This is a genomic window from Janthinobacterium kochi, from assembly GCF_051380715.1.
Lineage (GTDB): Bacteria > Pseudomonadota > Gammaproteobacteria > Burkholderiales > Burkholderiaceae_D > Janthinobacterium.
On sequence record NZ_JBNYXO010000002.1, the window covers coordinates 409,858 to 425,761 of the forward strand.

At 62.1% G+C, this 15,904-nt stretch carries 14 protein-coding genes; 6 read left to right on the forward strand and 8 right to left on the reverse strand.

Annotated elements, in window-relative coordinates; all coding sequences use genetic code 11:
• Positions 1-49 precede the first annotated feature (49 nt).
• Positions 50-676, reverse strand: a complete 627-nt coding sequence (locus tag ACQ4WL_RS06215) for a lytic transglycosylase domain-containing protein (protein ID WP_436508769.1) — start codon at positions 674-676, stop codon at positions 50-52.
• The gene (locus tag ACQ4WL_RS06220) at positions 673-2,412 is read right to left on the reverse strand and encodes a proline--tRNA ligase (protein WP_436508771.1); all 1,740 of its coding nucleotides are present in this window, start codon (positions 2,410-2,412) and stop codon (positions 673-675) included. Before ACQ4WL_RS06220 ends, ACQ4WL_RS06215 begins: the two co-directional genes overlap by 4 nt.
• 204 nt (positions 2,413-2,616) lie before the next feature.
• On the opposite strand from ACQ4WL_RS06220, the gene ACQ4WL_RS06225 reads away from it, so the two are divergent.
• Positions 2,617-3,249: an RNA pyrophosphohydrolase gene (locus ACQ4WL_RS06225; protein ID WP_332859631.1), complete on the forward strand. Its 633-nt coding sequence runs from the start codon at positions 2,617-2,619 to the stop codon at positions 3,247-3,249.
• Positions 3,250-3,349: 100 nt separating this feature from the next.
• Here ACQ4WL_RS06225 and mqo read toward each other — a convergent pair whose 3' ends face one another.
• The gene (gene mqo / locus ACQ4WL_RS06230) at positions 3,350-4,948 is read right to left on the reverse strand and encodes a malate dehydrogenase (quinone) (protein ID WP_436508773.1); all 1,599 of its coding nucleotides are present in this window, start codon (positions 4,946-4,948) and stop codon (positions 3,350-3,352) included.
• Between the two features lie 441 nt (positions 4,949-5,389).
• Between mqo and ACQ4WL_RS06235 the strand changes: the two genes are divergently transcribed.
• The gene (locus ACQ4WL_RS06235) at positions 5,390-5,812 is read left to right on the forward strand and encodes a DUF1841 family protein (RefSeq protein WP_070218599.1); all 423 of its coding nucleotides are present in this window, start codon (positions 5,390-5,392) and stop codon (positions 5,810-5,812) included.
• 135 nt (positions 5,813-5,947) lie between these two features.
• Here the strand turns inward: ACQ4WL_RS06235 and ACQ4WL_RS06240 are convergent, their stop codons facing one another.
• The 3 genes from ACQ4WL_RS06240 to nirK are packed head-to-tail and all read right to left on the reverse strand — an operon-like array spanning position 5,948 to position 10,439.
• The gene (locus ACQ4WL_RS06240; RefSeq protein ID WP_436508774.1) at positions 5,948-8,233 is read right to left on the reverse strand and encodes a nitric-oxide reductase large subunit; all 2,286 of its coding nucleotides are present in this window, start codon (positions 8,231-8,233) and stop codon (positions 5,948-5,950) included.
• A gap of 14 nt (positions 8,234-8,247) precedes the next feature.
• Positions 8,248-8,925 carry an iron-sulfur cluster repair protein YtfE gene (gene ytfE, locus ACQ4WL_RS06245; protein ID WP_436508775.1) on the reverse strand — a complete coding sequence of 226 codons (678 nt, stop codon included), beginning with the start codon at positions 8,923-8,925 and terminating at the stop codon, positions 8,248-8,250.
• Positions 8,926-8,954: 29 nt separating this feature from the next.
• Complete coding sequence (gene nirK, locus ACQ4WL_RS06250; protein WP_436508776.1) at positions 8,955-10,439, reverse strand: copper-containing nitrite reductase; 1,485 nt, start codon at positions 10,437-10,439, stop codon at positions 8,955-8,957.
• A 150-nt stretch (positions 10,440-10,589) separates the two neighbouring features.
• On the opposite strand from nirK, the gene norR reads away from it, so the two are divergent.
• Positions 10,590-12,146 carry a nitric oxide reductase transcriptional regulator NorR gene (norR, locus tag ACQ4WL_RS06255; RefSeq protein ID WP_436508777.1) on the forward strand — a complete coding sequence of 519 codons (1,557 nt, stop codon included), beginning with the start codon at positions 10,590-10,592 and terminating at the stop codon, positions 12,144-12,146.
• A gap of 14 nt (positions 12,147-12,160) precedes the next feature.
• Here norR and ACQ4WL_RS06260 read toward each other — a convergent pair whose 3' ends face one another.
• Together ACQ4WL_RS06260 and ACQ4WL_RS06265 are read right to left on the reverse strand one after the other, a co-directional pair.
• The gene (locus tag ACQ4WL_RS06260; RefSeq protein WP_436508779.1) at positions 12,161-12,502 is read right to left on the reverse strand and encodes a c-type cytochrome; all 342 of its coding nucleotides are present in this window, start codon (positions 12,500-12,502) and stop codon (positions 12,161-12,163) included.
• 11 nt (positions 12,503-12,513) lie between these two features.
• A complete protein-coding gene (locus tag ACQ4WL_RS06265) occupies positions 12,514-12,843 on the reverse strand; it encodes a c-type cytochrome (protein WP_092796428.1) in 330 nt (109 codons plus the stop codon).
• Positions 12,844-13,076: 233 nt separating this feature from the next.
• On the opposite strand from ACQ4WL_RS06265, the gene ACQ4WL_RS06270 reads away from it, so the two are divergent.
• Genes ACQ4WL_RS06270 through ACQ4WL_RS06280 form a run of 3 tightly spaced genes read left to right on the forward strand, consistent with a single transcriptional unit; the run spans position 13,077 to position 15,781 of the window.
• Positions 13,077-13,946, forward strand: coding sequence for an AAA family ATPase (locus tag ACQ4WL_RS06270; protein WP_230520586.1), 870 nt, complete (start codon positions 13,077-13,079; stop codon positions 13,944-13,946).
• Between the two features lie 9 nt (positions 13,947-13,955).
• Complete coding sequence (locus ACQ4WL_RS06275) at positions 13,956-14,618, forward strand: GNAT family N-acetyltransferase (protein ID WP_436508782.1); 663 nt, start codon at positions 13,956-13,958, stop codon at positions 14,616-14,618.
• Positions 14,612-15,781 carry a vWA domain-containing protein gene (locus ACQ4WL_RS06280; RefSeq protein WP_436508783.1) on the forward strand — a complete coding sequence of 390 codons (1,170 nt, stop codon included), beginning with the start codon at positions 14,612-14,614 and terminating at the stop codon, positions 15,779-15,781. The genes ACQ4WL_RS06275 and ACQ4WL_RS06280 overlap by 7 nt, the downstream gene beginning before the upstream one ends.
• Positions 15,782-15,904: the final 123 nt, after the last annotated feature.

Here is a 15,904-nt window from a genome sequence, read left to right on the forward strand (position 1 = left end):
CAAACGCCAACGATGTTGTCGGATTACGGTCTTGCAGACCTAATTCGACCTACCCTGCCGGCTTGAATTCCCACTGGCTCCACGCGGCCCTTACCGCATTCGGATACTCGGCCCGCCCCCGGCTGCCGTTATACCGCCCCAGCGCCAGGTATAAATCCCCGCGTTCCATATCCAGATACATGCGCAAAATCGCGCAGCCGTAGCGCAGGTTCGTCTGCATGTGAAATAGCTTGCTGCGGTCATGGTCGCCGATGACGCCCGTCCAGAACGGCATCACCTGCATGTAGCCGCGTGCGCCAGCCAGCGAGACGGCATATTTTCGGTAGGCCGACTCCACCTGGATCAGGCCCAGCACCAGGGCCGGCTCCAGGCCCGCGCGGCGCGCTTCGTACCATACCGTTTCCAGAAATTCCGTGCGCAGCTGCGCGTCCGGCAGCTTGCGCTGCAGGCGTTGCGACATCTGCGCCAGCCATTGCTGGTAGCGCTGCAAGTCGGCGGGGGTGGCAAATTTGGGTTGCGGCGGGCGTTCGTCACGGATCGCGTGCGACAGGGCCAGGCGGACGGAGTCGGCCAGCGCCTCCTCTTTCTGGTTGCCGGCCTGCGCCAAGGGAGCGCAGGCCAGGCCGGCGGCCAGCGCGAGCGCGCCAGCCACCTTGCTTACGGATGGACGCTTCACTGCGCCATTTTGCCCTGGATGAAGGCGACGATCTCGTCCGGCGCCACACCAGTGGCTTCCGCGTCGCGGCGGCCCTGGTATTCCAGCTTGCCTTCTTTCAGGCCCCGTTCGCCGATGACGATGCGGTGCGGCACGCCAATCAGTTCCCAGTCAGCAAACATGGCGCCAGGGCGCAAGCCACGGTCGTCGACGATGACATCGACGCCAGCGCCTTGCAGGGCTGCGTACAGCTTCTCCGTCTCTTCCTTGACCAGTTCGCTGCGGTCCATGCCCATCGGGCACAGCACGACTTCGAATGGCGCAATCGACGCTGGCCAGATGATGCCCTTGTCATCGAAGTTCTGTTCGATGGCGGCGCCCAGGATGCGCGTCACGCCGATGCCGTAGCAACCCATCTGCAGCGGCGCAGGCTTGCCATTTTCGTCGAGGAAGGTGGCTTTCATGCTTTCCGAGTACGCCGTACCCAGCTGGAACACGTGGCCCACTTCGATGCCGCGCTCAATCGCCAACGCGCCTTGGCCGTCCGGCGAAGCGTCGCCGGCGACGACATTGCGCAAGTCGGCCACGATGGCTGGCTCGGCCACGTCGCGGCCCCAGTTGGCGCCCGTGTAATGGAAACCGGCATCATTCGCGCCGCAAACGAAATCGCTCATGTGGGCGACCGTGCGATCCGCCACCACGGTGACCGGTGCTTTGGTGCCGATCGGGCCCAGGTAGCCGGGAATGGTGCCGTAGACTTCCAGGATTTCCGCTTCGGTCGAGAAACGATGGCCGGCCAGGCCGGCAACCTTGCCCACCTTGATCTCGTTCAATTCATGGTCGCCGCGCAGCAGCAGCATGAAATGCTGTTGCGTGACTTTCTCATCCTTGCCCGTCGTATCCACCGTCAGGGCGATGGTTTTCACGGTCTGCGACAGTTCCAGGCCCAGCAGGGCGGCCACGGTTTCGCACTTGACGGTGTCCGGCGTGGCCGTTTTCGTCAGTGCCTGGGCAGCGGCAGGACGCTCGTCCGCTGGTGGCAACGCTTCGGCCGCTTCCATGTTGGCGGCGTAATCGGACGTCGGGCAGTACACGAGCGCGTCTTCGCCCGTGTGGGCGATGACGTGGAATTCGTGCGAACCGGAACCGCCGATGGCGCCATTGTCGGCGGCCACGGCGCGGAATTTCAGGCCGAAACGCGTGAAGATGCGCGTGTAAGCGTCAAACATGACCTTGTACGACGCTTGCATGCCGGCCAGATCGCGGTCGAACGAGTACGCGTCCTTCATGGTGAATTCGCGGCCGCGCATCAGGCCGAAGCGGGGACGGCGCTCGTCGCGGAACTTGGTCTGGATATGATAAAAGTTCAGCGGCAACTGGCGGTAGGACTTGATTTCGGTGCGCACGACGTCGGTGATGACTTCTTCCGATGTCGGCTGGATCGCGTATTCGCGGCCGTGGCGGTCTTTCACGCGCATCAGTTCGTCGCCCATCTTGGTCCAGCGGCCCGTCTCCTGCCACAGTTCGGCCGGCTGCACGAGCGGCATCAGCAGTTCGATACCGGCGGCTTTGTTCATCTCGTCACGGATGATGGCTTCCACCTTGCGGATCACGCGCAAGCCCATCGGCATGTAGGTATAGATGCCGGAACCGAGGCGTTTGATCATGCCTGCACGCATCATCAATTGGTGGCTGACGATTTCCGCGTCAGAAGGTGCATCTTTAAGTGTGGAAATAAAAAAACGGGAGGCGCGCATAACGGTGAATTCTTTTTAAAAAGAGAGGGTTATAATCAACCTAATTTTAAAGGATTAGCTGGCTGATGCGTCCATACTTTACACAAATGCGCTCAATTGGTGCGATTCCGGCGCTTTTCGCACCCCGAAAAGGTCACCGGCTTGCGAAGTTGTGGGTAATTATGTAAAAAAGGACGCTCGGTCGCAGAAAGTTTGAGGTGCATTATGCTCGACCGTGAAGGGTTTCGGCCCAACGTCGGCATCATCCTGCTAAACGCCCAGAACGAGGTGTGGTGGGGCAAGCGGGTGCGCGAGCACTCATGGCAGTTTCCGCAAGGCGGTATCAAATATGGCGAAACACCGGAACAAGCCATGTTTCGCGAACTTGAAGAGGAAATCGGACTCAGACAGGAACACGTCAAAATTGTCGGCCGCACCCGCGACTGGCTGCGCTATGAAGTGCCAGACCACTTCATCAAGCGCGAGATTCGCGGCCATTACCGTGGCCAGAAGCAGATTTGGTTTCTGCTGAGAATGTGCGCGCGCGATAACGACGTCAATCTGCGCCTGACCGACCATCCCGAGTTCGACGCCTGGCGCTGGCATGAATATTGGGTCCCGCTCGATGTCGTGATTGAATTTAAACGCGATGTGTACCAGCGCGCCTTGCAGGAGCTGTCCCGCTTCCTGACCTGGCCCGTGCATGGCAACGCACAGCAAGCGCAGCGCCACACCTCGCGCTACCTGCGCCAGCCCCATGCGCCACGCGCGCAGGATGGCGCGGCACTGGCCAAGCCTTGCGACGGCATTGCCGCCGAAGGGTGTACGCCGGAGCTGATCTTGCCTGGCAAGGGGTAGTCCGCCGCAATGAACGCACTCTCCCACGCAAAAGGGGCAGCCTCACCAGGCTGCCCCTTTTTTCATGCCGACAAGAAACTCCCCTGCCGGTCAGGCTGACTTAGTTTGCTGCCGGCGCTGGTGCCGCGGCGGGAACATCGAGCGTGATCGCTTTCAAGCCCAGGATATTGCTGCTGTAGTGGCGGATCTTGTTGGCCAGGGCTGGGTCATTGTTCAGCTTTTGGCCATACGACGGCACCATTTCCACCATCTTCGCTTGCCATTCCGGCGTGGCCAGACGGCTCTTGAATGCCGTTTGCAGCACCTTGATCATGATCGGCGGCGCGGTCGAGGCGCCTGGCGAGGCGCCCAGCAGGGCAACGATGCTGCCATCGGCGGCGCCGACGACTTCCGTGCCGAACTGCAGCAAGCCACCCTTGACCGGGTCATCCTTGACGATCTGCACGCGCTGGCCAGCGTTTTGCAAGGTCCAGTCTTCCATCTTGGCGTTCGGCAGGTACTCGCGCAGGGTTTTCAAACGGTCTTCCGGCGTGTTCATGACTTGCTCGACCAGGTATTTCGTCAGCGGAATATTGTCATAGCCGGCCTGCAGCATCGGTTTCACATTGCCCGTGCCGATCGAGGCAGGCAGGTCGATCCACGATCCGTTTTTCAGGAACTTGGTCGAGAAGGTGGCAAACGGGCCAAACAGCAGCGCTTTCTTGCCATCGATGATGCGCGTATCGAGATGTGGCACGGACATCGGCGGCGAACCGACGGACGCCTTGCCGTAGACCTTGGCCGCATGCGCCGCCACCAGTTCCGGATTGGTGGTGACCAGCCATTGGCCGCCCACCGGCACGCCGCCGTAGCCCTTGGCTTCAGGAATGCCCGATTTTTCCAGCAGCGGCAGCGAACCGCCACCGGCGCCGATGAAGACGAACTTGGCGCGCATGGTCTTTTCCTTGCCGGCGTTCAAGTCTTTCACCGTCACGTTCCACACGCCATCGGCGCCGCGCTGGATGTCTTCCACCTGGTGGCGCAGGTGCAGGACCATGCCGTGGCTGTCCGTCAGGTAGCTCACCAGACCGCGCGTAAGGTTGCCGAAATTGACGTCGGTACCGATTTCCATGCGCGTCGCGGCTACTTTCTGGCCCTTGTCGCGCCCTTGCATGACCAGCGGCGCCCATTGCGCGATCTGCGCCTGGTCTTCCGAGTACAACATGCCCTTGAACAGGTTTTGCTTTTGCAGCGCCTCATAGCGCTTGTGCAAGAAAGCAATATTGGCGTCGCCCCAGACAAAGGCCATGTGCGGCACATTGTTGATGAAGGTTTGCGGCGCGCCCAGGTGCTTGTTGGCTACCTGATAGGCCCAGAATTGCTTGGAAATTTCGAATTGCTCGTTGATATCAACGGCTTTCTTGGTCTCGATGCTGCCATCGGCCGCTTCCGGCGTGTAGTTCAGCTCGGCAAACGCCGAGTGGCCCGTGCCCGCGTTATTCATCGCGTCCGAGCTTTCGGCCGCCACGGAATCGAGGCGCTCGACCATTTCCATCGTCAGCGACGGGTCGAGTTCCTTGAGCATGCTGCCCAAGGTGGCGCTCATGGTGCCGGCGCCGATCAGCAGCACGTCGACCGGTTTTTCGGACGAGGCCGGAGGGGTCTTGTCACATGCCGCCAGGATCAGGCACGACATCAAAAGTAATAGCGATTTACGCATTCGTAACTCCATTTTTGGATACTGAAGGATGATTCTTGCGCGCCACCGTGGCGGCACCATCGCTGTATGAAATGAAAACAGTTGACCAGCCGGAACGCCAGGGCGGCCGGACAGCTCGATGTCGATGGTGATAGGCATGCTGCCGCGCTCCGGGATAAGCCAGGAGCGAGATCTGGTGGCAAAGGTGCGGGCAGTGGAAGCACGGAATAGCAACAAAGCGCCATCGTGTCCAGAGCAAATATCAAGAGCGGCGATTTTATCACCGTTATTTGGCACCGCCAGCCTGCGGCGGTAGTGGATAATACTTACTGCAGGGTATTAATTTGCGGTGACTATCGGGTCACGAAAGCGGGCGCCAGACGGCAAAAAGGGCATCCCCGATGCCCTTTGCGTATCTACGCGGTACAATGCCGGCTGCCCTTTAGCCATAGTCCTTCAGCCATGTTCAACCCCTCTTCCGACGATGTGCGCCGCTTCTTTTGCGACACCTTGCGCAAGCACCGCGCCCATGAGATCCTCACGCCGATGGAAGCCATCGCGCTCGACTGGATCCTGGAACACCCCGAGTATGAAAACGAGCTCTCCGATGTCGAAGCGGCACTGGCGCGCGACTATTCCGTCGAAGGCGGACAAGCCAATCCTTTCCTGCACCTGTCCATGCATCTGTCGATCACGGAGCAGGTGCAGGTGGACCAGCCGCGCGGCATCCGCCCGGCCGTGCAGCAACTCACGCAGCGCCTCGATTCGGCCCATGCAGCCCAGCACGAAGTGATGGAATGCCTGGGCCAGATGATCTGGGCTTCGCAGCGCTCGGGCTTGCCGCCCGATACGGACGCGTATATCGACTGCGTGCGCCGCCGGTAGGAACACCTGTCAAAACCTACTGCGCGTCGCGCTTTGCGGCCTGCGATGCTCACCGTACTAGAGTACGGTTGCGCTTCTTAGCCACAAATCGCTGCCGCTCGCTACGGTTTTGCCAGGTGCTGTACCAGTACTACCTCACATCGGTTTTACTGCCGCCTTCATACGCTGAGGCAATACCTGTGCCGGCCCTTTTTCCATCAATCCCAGCACCACCTGCAGCGCCATGGCGATGGCGCCGGCGATGAAGACCACGTCGCCGAAAGTGCGTATCCAGCGCAGGTTCTGCAGTAACGGCTGCTGCATGAATGCCTCGCTGCGTGCATACCACAGGCCTTCCGTCACGCTGGCATGGAACTGGATGATGCCAATCGGCAGCAGGCTGGTAAAGATCATCAGCGCCAGGCCCGCGTTCAAGCCCCAGAACGCCGTCTTCATCAACACAGGACTGAAACGGTAGTCGGGCCGCAAATAGCGCAGCACCAGCAAGGTAAAGCCCAGCGCCAGGAAGCCGTACACGCCGAACAGCGCCGCATGCGCATGCACGGGGGTCGTGTTCAGGCCCTGGATATAGTACAAGGCCACGGGCGGATTGATCATGAAGCCCAGCACGCCCGCGCCCAGCATGTTCCAGAAGGCGACGGCGACAAAGCACATCATCGGCCAGCGGAGGTTTTCCATCCATGGCGCGCGTTCCTTCAAGCGCCAGTTTTCCCACGCTTCGTGGCCCAGCACGATCAGCGGCACCACTTCGAGCGCGCTGAAACTCGCGCCGATGGCCATCACGGGTGTGGTGGTGCCGGCAAAGTACAGGTGGTGGAAAGTGCCGGGAATCCCGCCCAGCATGAACAGCGAGGCTGACGCCAGGCTGGCCGTCGTGGCCATGCGCACCGACACCAGGCCCAGGGTCGAGAAGATGAAAGCCAGCGCCGTCGTGGCGAACACCTCAAAGAAGCCTTCCACCCACAGGTGCACCACCCACCAGCGCCAGTATTCCATCACGGACAGGTGCGTGCGTTCGCCGTAGAACAGGCCGGCGCCATAGAACAGGCCGATGGCGCCGACCGACGCGGTCAGCAGCGCCAGCAAGTTTTTGTCGCCGCCCGGCTGGCGCAGGGCCGGCACCACGCCGCGCAGCATCAACACCAGCCACAGCAGGATGCCGATATATTTACCGATTTGCCACAGACGTCCCAGGTCCACATATTCATAACCCTGGTGGCCGAGCCAGAAATTCCACTCGGGCGGCATCACTTGCGCAATCGCCAGGTAGTTGCCGATGAAGGAGCCGACCACCACGGCGACGAGGGCCCAGAACAGCACATCGACGCCCAGGCGCTGCCACTTGGGATCCTTGCCGCCATTGATCAGGGGCGCGAGGAACAGGCCGGCGGCCAGGAAGCCCGTGGCGATCCAGAACAGCGCGGCCTGGATATGCCAGGTGCGCGTGAGCGCATACGGGAACCAGCGCGACACGTCGATGCCGTAGAACTGCTGTCCTTCCACCGTGTAGTGTGCCGTAAAGCCGCCAATGAAGACCTGGAAGATAAACAGCGCCACCACCAGGAACAGATACTTGCCCAGTCCCCGCTGCGAGGGCGTGAGGGCAAACGTCGTCAACGGGTCGCGCGGACCGGCTGCCGGCAGCGCTTCGTCATGGTCGCGCAAGAAGGCCCAGCCCCAGACGAGAAAGCCCACGCCGGCTAGCAGCACCACCACGCTGGCGACCGACCAGACGAGGTTTTCGCCACTGGGCTGGTTGCCAATCAGCGGTTCATGTGGCCAGTTGTTCGTGTAGGTCACTTTCTGGCCAGGACGTTCGGTGGCGGCAGCCCACGCCGTCCAGAAGAAGAACTGCGTCATCTGCGCGCGCCGCTCGGCGCTGGGCAGGGTGTTTTCCTTCATGGCGAAATGCTCGCGGCTGGCGTGCAGCGCAGGCGCGTCGGAAAACAGCTGGTCGTAGTAGTGCGCCGTGTTGGCGATGGCTTGCACGCGGCGTGCCGACAGGCGCAGCACTTGCGCATCATCGGTCCGGTTGCCACGGTATTCCATCTTGAGCGCTTCGCGCAGTGCCGCTTGCGCGGGGCCGTCGAGCGCCGCGTACGCCTTGCCATGCTGCTCTTGCGCGGCCAGTTCCAGCCAGGCCGTCAGTTCGCGGTGCAGCCAGTCAGCCGTCCAGTCGGGCGCCTGGTAAGCGCCGTGACCCCAGATGGAGCCCAGCTGCATGCCGCCGACGGATTGCCAGGCCGTCTGGCCATCGAGGATGCCCTCGCGGTCGAACAGTTGCCGGCCATCTTGCGCCAGCACTTGCGCGGGGATGGGCGGCGCCTGCCGGTAGACTTCCGTGCCGTAGTAGCCGAGCAGCGAAAACGTCACGATCAGCACACCGATCAGGGTGAACCAGAGTTTTTTATAGGGACCCATGGGTCTTTCCTTTGTCAGTGCACCACGGCCGGCGCAAAGCGCTCGAACAGGATATTGTTTTCAGTATGGATGTGCGCCACCAGGTCTGCGCGGAAGGTGCGCAAGCCCGTGTACAGCGCGCGCCAGGTGGTGCAGGCGCCGGCCGGCGCGGTGATATCGTTCGTCATCGCCTCCATCGCGCGCAAGGCCACGCCATGGTCGTCGTGCTCCATGCGCATCACGTTGATGGGCGCGCCGGCCCGGGGGCCCTGGCCGCGCACGATCATAGGGAACAGCACGTCTTCTTCCTTGCGCATATGGCTTTCCAGCTCCTGCGCCATGGCCGACAGGTGTTCCGCCAGCCCGTGCGGACAGTCGGTGCGGTCGCCATGCACCTGCTCGACCTTGCGCGCCAGGCGTATCAGCTCGGGCAGCTGCTCGCGGTGCACGGCGTGGTAGCGCGCCAGGATGTGTTCCACCAGCTCGGTGGCCGAGGCGTCCTGCCAGTCACGCTCGCCGCTGGTATCGGCGCGTGCTGCCAGCACTTGCAGTTCCTCGACGATGGGCGCCGTGTCCACGCCGGCCGCTTCGGCCGCCGCGCGCAGGGTCTTGTTGCCGCCGCAGCAGAAATCGAGGCGGTGCGCATCGAACAGGCGCGTGGCGCCAGGGATGCGGCGGGCCAGCTGGCCCAGGGATAGGTCGATCATTTCCATAACAGTTCCTTGAGGATGAATAGGTAGATTTAATGCACGGCGCCCGCGTGGTAGACGCCCGGCACGGGTTCGCCCGTCACTTCCAGTACGCCCACGGCGCCCTTGCCGGCGCGCGACAGCGCGTGGTCGACCAGCAGATAGCTGCCCGGGTGCTGCACCTTGAGTTCGACGATGGTCGCGCCGCCCGGTGCCACAAGTGTGGTTTGCACGTCGTGTTTCGGGCTGCTGATGGAGCCTTCGCTATATACCTTGTCGAAAATCTCACCGATGATGTGGAACGACGAAATCTTGTTCGGGCCACCGACGCCGAAATAAATGCGCACCGTCTCGCCGACTTTCGCCTGCAATTTGTGCGTCTTGCTCAGGGCGCCCACTTCGCCGTTGAAGACGTAATAGTCGGGCAGTTCATTGGCCATTTTTTCCAGGTTCGGTTCCTGGTGCACGGGCGCGCCGTGCGGACGGCCCGTGTACATCTCGCCTTGCATCACGTAATACTCGCGGTCCACCTTCGACAGGCCGCCTTCCGGTTCGACCAGGATCATGCCGTACATGCCGGCCGCGATATGCTGCGGTACCAGGGGCGTGGCGCAGTGATACACATACAGGCCCGGATTGAGCGCCTTGAAGGTGACGGTCTTTTCCTGCCCTGGCGCAACCTGCGTGTGCTGTCCGCCGCCATGGCCGCCCGTCACGGCGTGCAGGTCGATCGAGTGGATCATCTTGCTGTCCTTGGCATTGAACAGGGTCAGTTCGACCGTGTCTCCCACCTTCGCGCGCAGCATCGGGCCGGGCACTTGCCGGTTGAAGGTCCAATACGTAAAACTGGTGCCGTCATCGAGCTTGCCTGGCAGTTCCACCGTCTCCATGCGGTATTTCAGGGTTTGCGGCGCGCGCGCGCCGATGGCGGCGGGTACCTGCGCCGGATTGGCCGCCACGCTGACGGCGGACGGATCGGGGCCGCGCATCGGTGACGGCGCGGGCGTGTACAGGGCCAGCGCGGCGGCCTGGCTGGACTCGTTGGCAGCGCTGCCGGCGCCGGCAGCCTTCGGTGCTCCGGCTTCGACCAGCGACGTGCCGGTCACTTCCAGCTTGCCTTCCATGCCAATCTGGCGGTGGCCGGGAATCGAGCAGTAATAGGTGAACGTGCCGGCGCGCGTGACCTTGAAGCGCACGCTGGTGCTGCCGCTATTGGCGCTGAATTTGGCGGATGCCACGTTGAGTTCCGGGATCAGCAGATCGTGCTCGGCGCCTTCGCCGCTTTTCAGCACCAGTTCGACCGTGTCACCCACCTTGGCTACCAGCACGGGGTTGACCTGGCCCTTGGCGTCGATGAACACCATCTTGCCGTCGACGATATTGGTTTGCAGTTCATAGCGCTTGAGCGTGGCGGCAGCCGGTTTGGCGGCAGTGGCGGCAGCGCTGGCCGGCAAGCTCGCCTGGGCTTGCACGGACAGGGGCATGGCCAGCACGCAGACGGCGGCGGCAATGGCGCGGAGGGAGGGAGTCGTTTTCATCAAGCTTTCCTTGGTCTTGTATGCCGGTTCGGCACGCTTATCTAGGCAAACCGTGTGCCAGGAAAAACTTGTTTTAAATCAACGATTTGAAAAATGCAGGGTCGTAATTACCCTGGCTTGCCGTGGTTCGTTGTACCCTGCATGGTACTTATGACCACCACTGCCATCCACCTGCTGTTACTCACCGACCTGGTCGCCGACCTTCCCGTGGCCGTGCGCCTGCAGCGCCTGGTCGGCAGCCTGCGCGCGCACTTCGGCTGCGAGGCCGTGGCCTTGCTCAAGCTCGATGGCGAGCACCTGCGCCCCGTGGCGATGGCCGGCCTGGCCAGCGACGCGCTGGGGCGCCGCTTCGCCGTCGCCGACCATCCGCGCCTGGCCGCCATCCTGCAGCGGCGCGGCGTACTGTGCTTCCATCACGACAGCTCCCTGCCCGATCCCTACGATGGCCTGATCGCCGAGCGGGCTGGCGAACCACTGCCCGTGCACGATTGCATGGGCATGGCGCTGGACCTGGAAGGTGAACGCTGGGGCGTGATCACGCTCGATGCGCTGCAGGTGGGCACCTTCGACGCGCGCGCGCAGCGCGACCTGGGCGAGCTGGCCTGCGCCATCGAGGCGGCCGTGCGCGTGACCCGCCTGGAAACGGAAATCCGCGCGCTGCGCCTGTCGGGCGGCGCCATGCTGGCCGATGCGCAAGCGCCGCGCGAGGAACACGACTTCGTCGGCCAGAGCAGCGCCATCATGCAGCTGCTGCACGAATTGCAGGTGGTGGCCGAATCGGATCTGCCCGTGCTGCTGCTGGGCGAAACGGGCGTGGGCAAGGAACTGTGCGCGCACCGTCTGCACCGCCTGTCGCGCCGCGCCGGCAAGCCGCTGATCCACGTCAATTGCGCGGCCTTGCCCGAGTCCCTGGCCGAAAGCGAATTGTTTGGCCATGTGCGCGGGGCGTTTTCCGGCGCCGTCAGCGACCGGCCAGGCCGCTTCGAAGCGGCCGAAGGGGGCACCCTGTTTCTCGATGAAGTGGGCGAATTGCCATTGTCCATCCAGGCCAAGCTGCTGCGCACCCTGCAAAATGGCGAAATCCAGCGCCTGGGCGCGGACCGGCCACGCCGGGTCAACGTGCGCGTGATCGCCGCCACCAACCGCAGCCTGCGCGAGCATGTGCGCGACGGCACGTTCCGCGCCGACCTGTATCACCGTTTATCCGTGTATCCCGTGCCGATTCCGCCGCTGCGCGAGCGGGGCAATGACGTGCTGCTGCTGGCCGGCGGTTTCCTGGAACTGAACCGCGCGCGCCTGGGCCTGCGCAGCCTGCGCCTGTCCGCTGCGGCGGAAAACGCGCTCTGCCATTACCGCTGGCCGGGCAATGTGCGCGAACTCGAACATGTGATCAGCCGGGCCGCGCTGAAAGCGGTGATCCGCGGCGCGAACCGCAAGGACATCGTGACCCTGGAAACGGATATGCTCGACCTCGATGCGCTGGAAGCGCCGGCCGGCATGGATGCGCTGCCGCCAGTGCCAGCCGCGTGCAGCACACCGGCAGCGCCGCTGCTGTCGATGCATCAGATCGTGGAAGCGAGCCAGCGCCAGGCCATCCGGCAAGCGCTGCTCCTGCATCAGGATAACTGGGCCGCTGCGGCGCGCCAATTGGGGTTGGACGCCAGCAATCTACATAAACTGGCGCGCCGGGTCGGCCTGAAAGCCTGAGCCGGCGATACCGCTCAGCGCTGCGTCACCAGCGTGGTCGGCAGGCTCTGGAAGTAGGCGGCCAGGTCCTTGATGTCCTGGTTACTCAGCGGTTTCACCTGGCCAGTCATGATGGCGTTGTTGCGGCCGTTGGCCTTGTCGCCCCGTTTATACGCCGTCAGGGCGTGTTCCAGGTAATCCTTGTGCTGGCCCGCCAGTTTCGGGTACGACGGGTCGATGGGCGAAGCGTAATCCTTGCCATGGCAGGTCGCGCAGCTGTATTTTTCGGCCAGGGCCTTGCCCGTGTTGATATTGCCGGCGGCGCTGGCGCCGAACGAGACGGTGGCACAAACGAGGGCGGCGAGTAGTGTTTTCATCGGGCTGATCCTCAGTTCGGCTTGGCTTGTTGCGCATAATACGCGGCGACATCGGCGATGTCCTGGTCAGACAGGCTGCTGGCAATGCCCTTCATGCTGGGGTGCTTGCGATCGCCCTTCTTGTAGGCTTGCAGCGCATTTTCGATATATTTTGCCGGCTGGCCACCGATCATCGGTACCTGGAACACTTCGGGGAAGGTCGCCTTGTAACCGGGAATGCCGTGGCAACCGATACACATTTCCACCTTGGCAGTCGCTGCCTTGGCGTTTCCTACAATGTCAGCCGCTGTGACGGCATTTGCTATGCCGGCAAGCACGAGAAGTGCAAATATTTTTTTCATAGTGGCAATGTGAACAAAGGTAATCGGAGAAACGCCAGAGCTGGTTTTTTTTGATCTTATGTGTTGACAATTAAGGTTGACAATTAATCTGCTGCTTGCCGATTCTAGCCAAGATATTCTTGCAAGTCCACCTATAAAACCCGCATTGTAGGCAGGCGGGCACAGGCCGTCCGCGTGGCGGTGCGCCACAGTTCTGTTTATACTCACCCTTTACCCACTTTGGCAGACCGCTCATGCAAGCACAGCACACCCAGCAAGGCCAACGCTTCGAAGGTTCCGACAGCTATGTCGCCACCGCCGACCTGAAACTGGCCGTGAACGCGGCGCTGACCCTGCAACGCCCGCTGCTGATCAAGGGCGAACCTGGCACGGGCAAGACCATGCTGGCCGAGGAAGTGGCCGCCGCGCTGAACATGCCGCTGATGCAATGGCATATCAAATCGACCACCAAGGCGCAGCAGGGCCTGTACGAATACGACGCCGTGTCGCGCCTGCGCGATTCGCAACTGGGCGACGAGCGCGTGCGCGATATCCAGAACTACATCGTCAAGGGCGTGCTGTGGCAGGCATTCACGGCGCCCGAACCAGTGGTGCTCTTGATCGATGAAATCGACAAGGCCGATATCGAATTCCCCAACGACCTGCTGCGCGAACTCGATCGCATGGAATTCTATGTGTATGAGACGCGCGAAATGGTCACGGCGCGCCACCGCCCGCTGGTCATCATCACCTCCAACAACGAGAAGGAATTGCCGGACGCCTTCTTGCGCCGCTGCTTCTTCCACTACATCAAATTCCCGGACAAGGACACGATGGAGCAGATCGTCGCCGTCCACTACCCGCACCTGAAACAGGAATTGCTGGCGCAGGCCCTGCAAACCTTCTATGAAGTGCGCGACGTGCCAGGCTTGAAGAAAAAACCGTCGACGTCGGAATTCCTCGACTGGCTCAAGCTCCTGCTGGCCGAAGACATCCCCTTTGACGCGCTGCGCAGCAAGGACAACAAGACCGTCGTGCCGCCGCTGCACGGCGCGCTGCTGAAAAACGAGCAGGACGTGCACCTGTTCGAGCGCCTGATGTTCATGTCGCGCACCAACCGCTAAGGAGCACCGGTGAACGACATCAGCCCGGACAAGGTCTTCGTCCCACTGGAATTGCACGGCATCCGCCTCGAAGCACTGGCGCCGCACCACGCGCCTGGCCTGCGCGCGGCGGCCACGGATGGCGAGCTGTGGAATCTGCGCGTCACCTCCGTGCCCGAACCGGACCAGGTGGACCAGTACATTTTCAAGGGCATCGAGATGCGCCCTTCGCGCTTCGCCTTTGCCGTCATCGACGCGGCCAGCGGCGAGGTGCTCGGCACCACCAGCTACCACGACGTGATACCTAGTATTGGCCGCCTGGAAATCGGCTACACCTGGTATGCGCAGCGCTGCCAGCGCAGCCACGTCAACACCACCTGCAAATTACTGCTGCTGGCGCACGCCTTCGATACCCTCGGCTGCGCGCTGGTGGGTTTTCGCACCGACAACTTCAACCATGCCTCACAGGCGGCCATCGAACGTCTGGGCGCGAAAAAGGATGGCGTGCTGCGCCACCATGCGCTACGCCGCGACGGCACCGTGCGCGACACGGTCATGTACAGCATCACGCGCGGCGAGTGGCCGGAAATTGCCGCCCATTTGCGCTACAAGCTGGCGCAGCGCCCCATCGCCGCACTGCCTTGCGCAGGAGGCGAAGGGACAGAGGCAGGGACAGAGGCAGCGCCATGCTGATCGATTTCTTCTTCACGCTCAAGGATGCGAAGATTCCCGTCTCGATCAAGGAGTTTTTGACGCTTCTTGAGGCGCTGCAAAAGAACGTCATCGATGCATCGATGGACGATTTTTACTATCTGTCGCGCCTGACCCTGGTCAAGGATGAAGCCCATTTCGACAAGTTCGACCGCGCGTTTGCCCAGTACTTCAAGGGTGTCAACGCGGCCTTCGACACGAACGCGGCGATTCCCCTCGACTGGCTGCTGAAACGCATGCAGCGCGAATTGTCCGAGGAACAGAAGGCGCAGCTGGAGAAATTCGGCTACGACAAGCTGATGGACCGCCTGAACGAGCTGCTGAAGGAACAGAAGGAACGCCACGAGGGCGGCAGCAAGTGGATCGGCACGGGCGGCACGTCGCCGTTTGGCAACGGCGGCACGAATCCGGAAGGCATCCGTATCGGCGGCAAGGGCGGCAGCCGCACTGCGGTAAAAGTGTGGGAAGCGCGCAGCTACAAGGATTACGACGGCGAGCGCGAACTGGGCACGCGCAACATCAAGGTGGCCCTGCGCCGCCTGCGCAAGTTCGCGCGCGAAGGCGCGGAAGACGAACTGGCGCTCGACGCCACCATCGCCGCCACGGCCAACAACGCGGGCTACCTCGACATCCGGATGCGGCCCGAGCGCAAGAACCGCATCAAGGTGCTGATGCTGTTTGACGTAGGCGGCAGCATGGACGACCATATCGAGCGTACCGAGGAGCTGTTTTCGGCGGCGAAGACGGAATTCAAGAACATGGAGTTCTTTTACTTCCATAACTGCGTCTACGACACCTTGTGGAAGAACAACCGGCGCCGCAACGCCGAGCGTTTTCCCACCTGGGACGTGCTGCGCAAATACCCGCCCGACACCAAGCTGATTTTCGTCGGTGACGCCACCATGAGCCCCTATGAAATCCTGCAGCCGGGCGGTTCGGTCGAATACAACAACGAGGAAGCGGGATCGACGTGGCTGGCGCGCTTTACCCAGGCGTTCCCGAAATTCATCTGGCTCAATCCCGAGGCGGAAGGATTATGGCAGTACCGTCAGTCGATCGGCGTGATGCGACAATTGATGAACAACCGCATGTTCCCCCTGTCAATCGACGGGCTGGAACGGGGCATGCGTCTGCTCAGTAAATAAAGGTACGCAACAAAAAGTCCATGGCGGCAGGAGGCCGCCATGCCGTACACTGCAACACGGCACTACCGTGCGGAGCCTCTCCGCTGCGGGCCGGTACCATACGCTGATACCAGCCCTACCCTA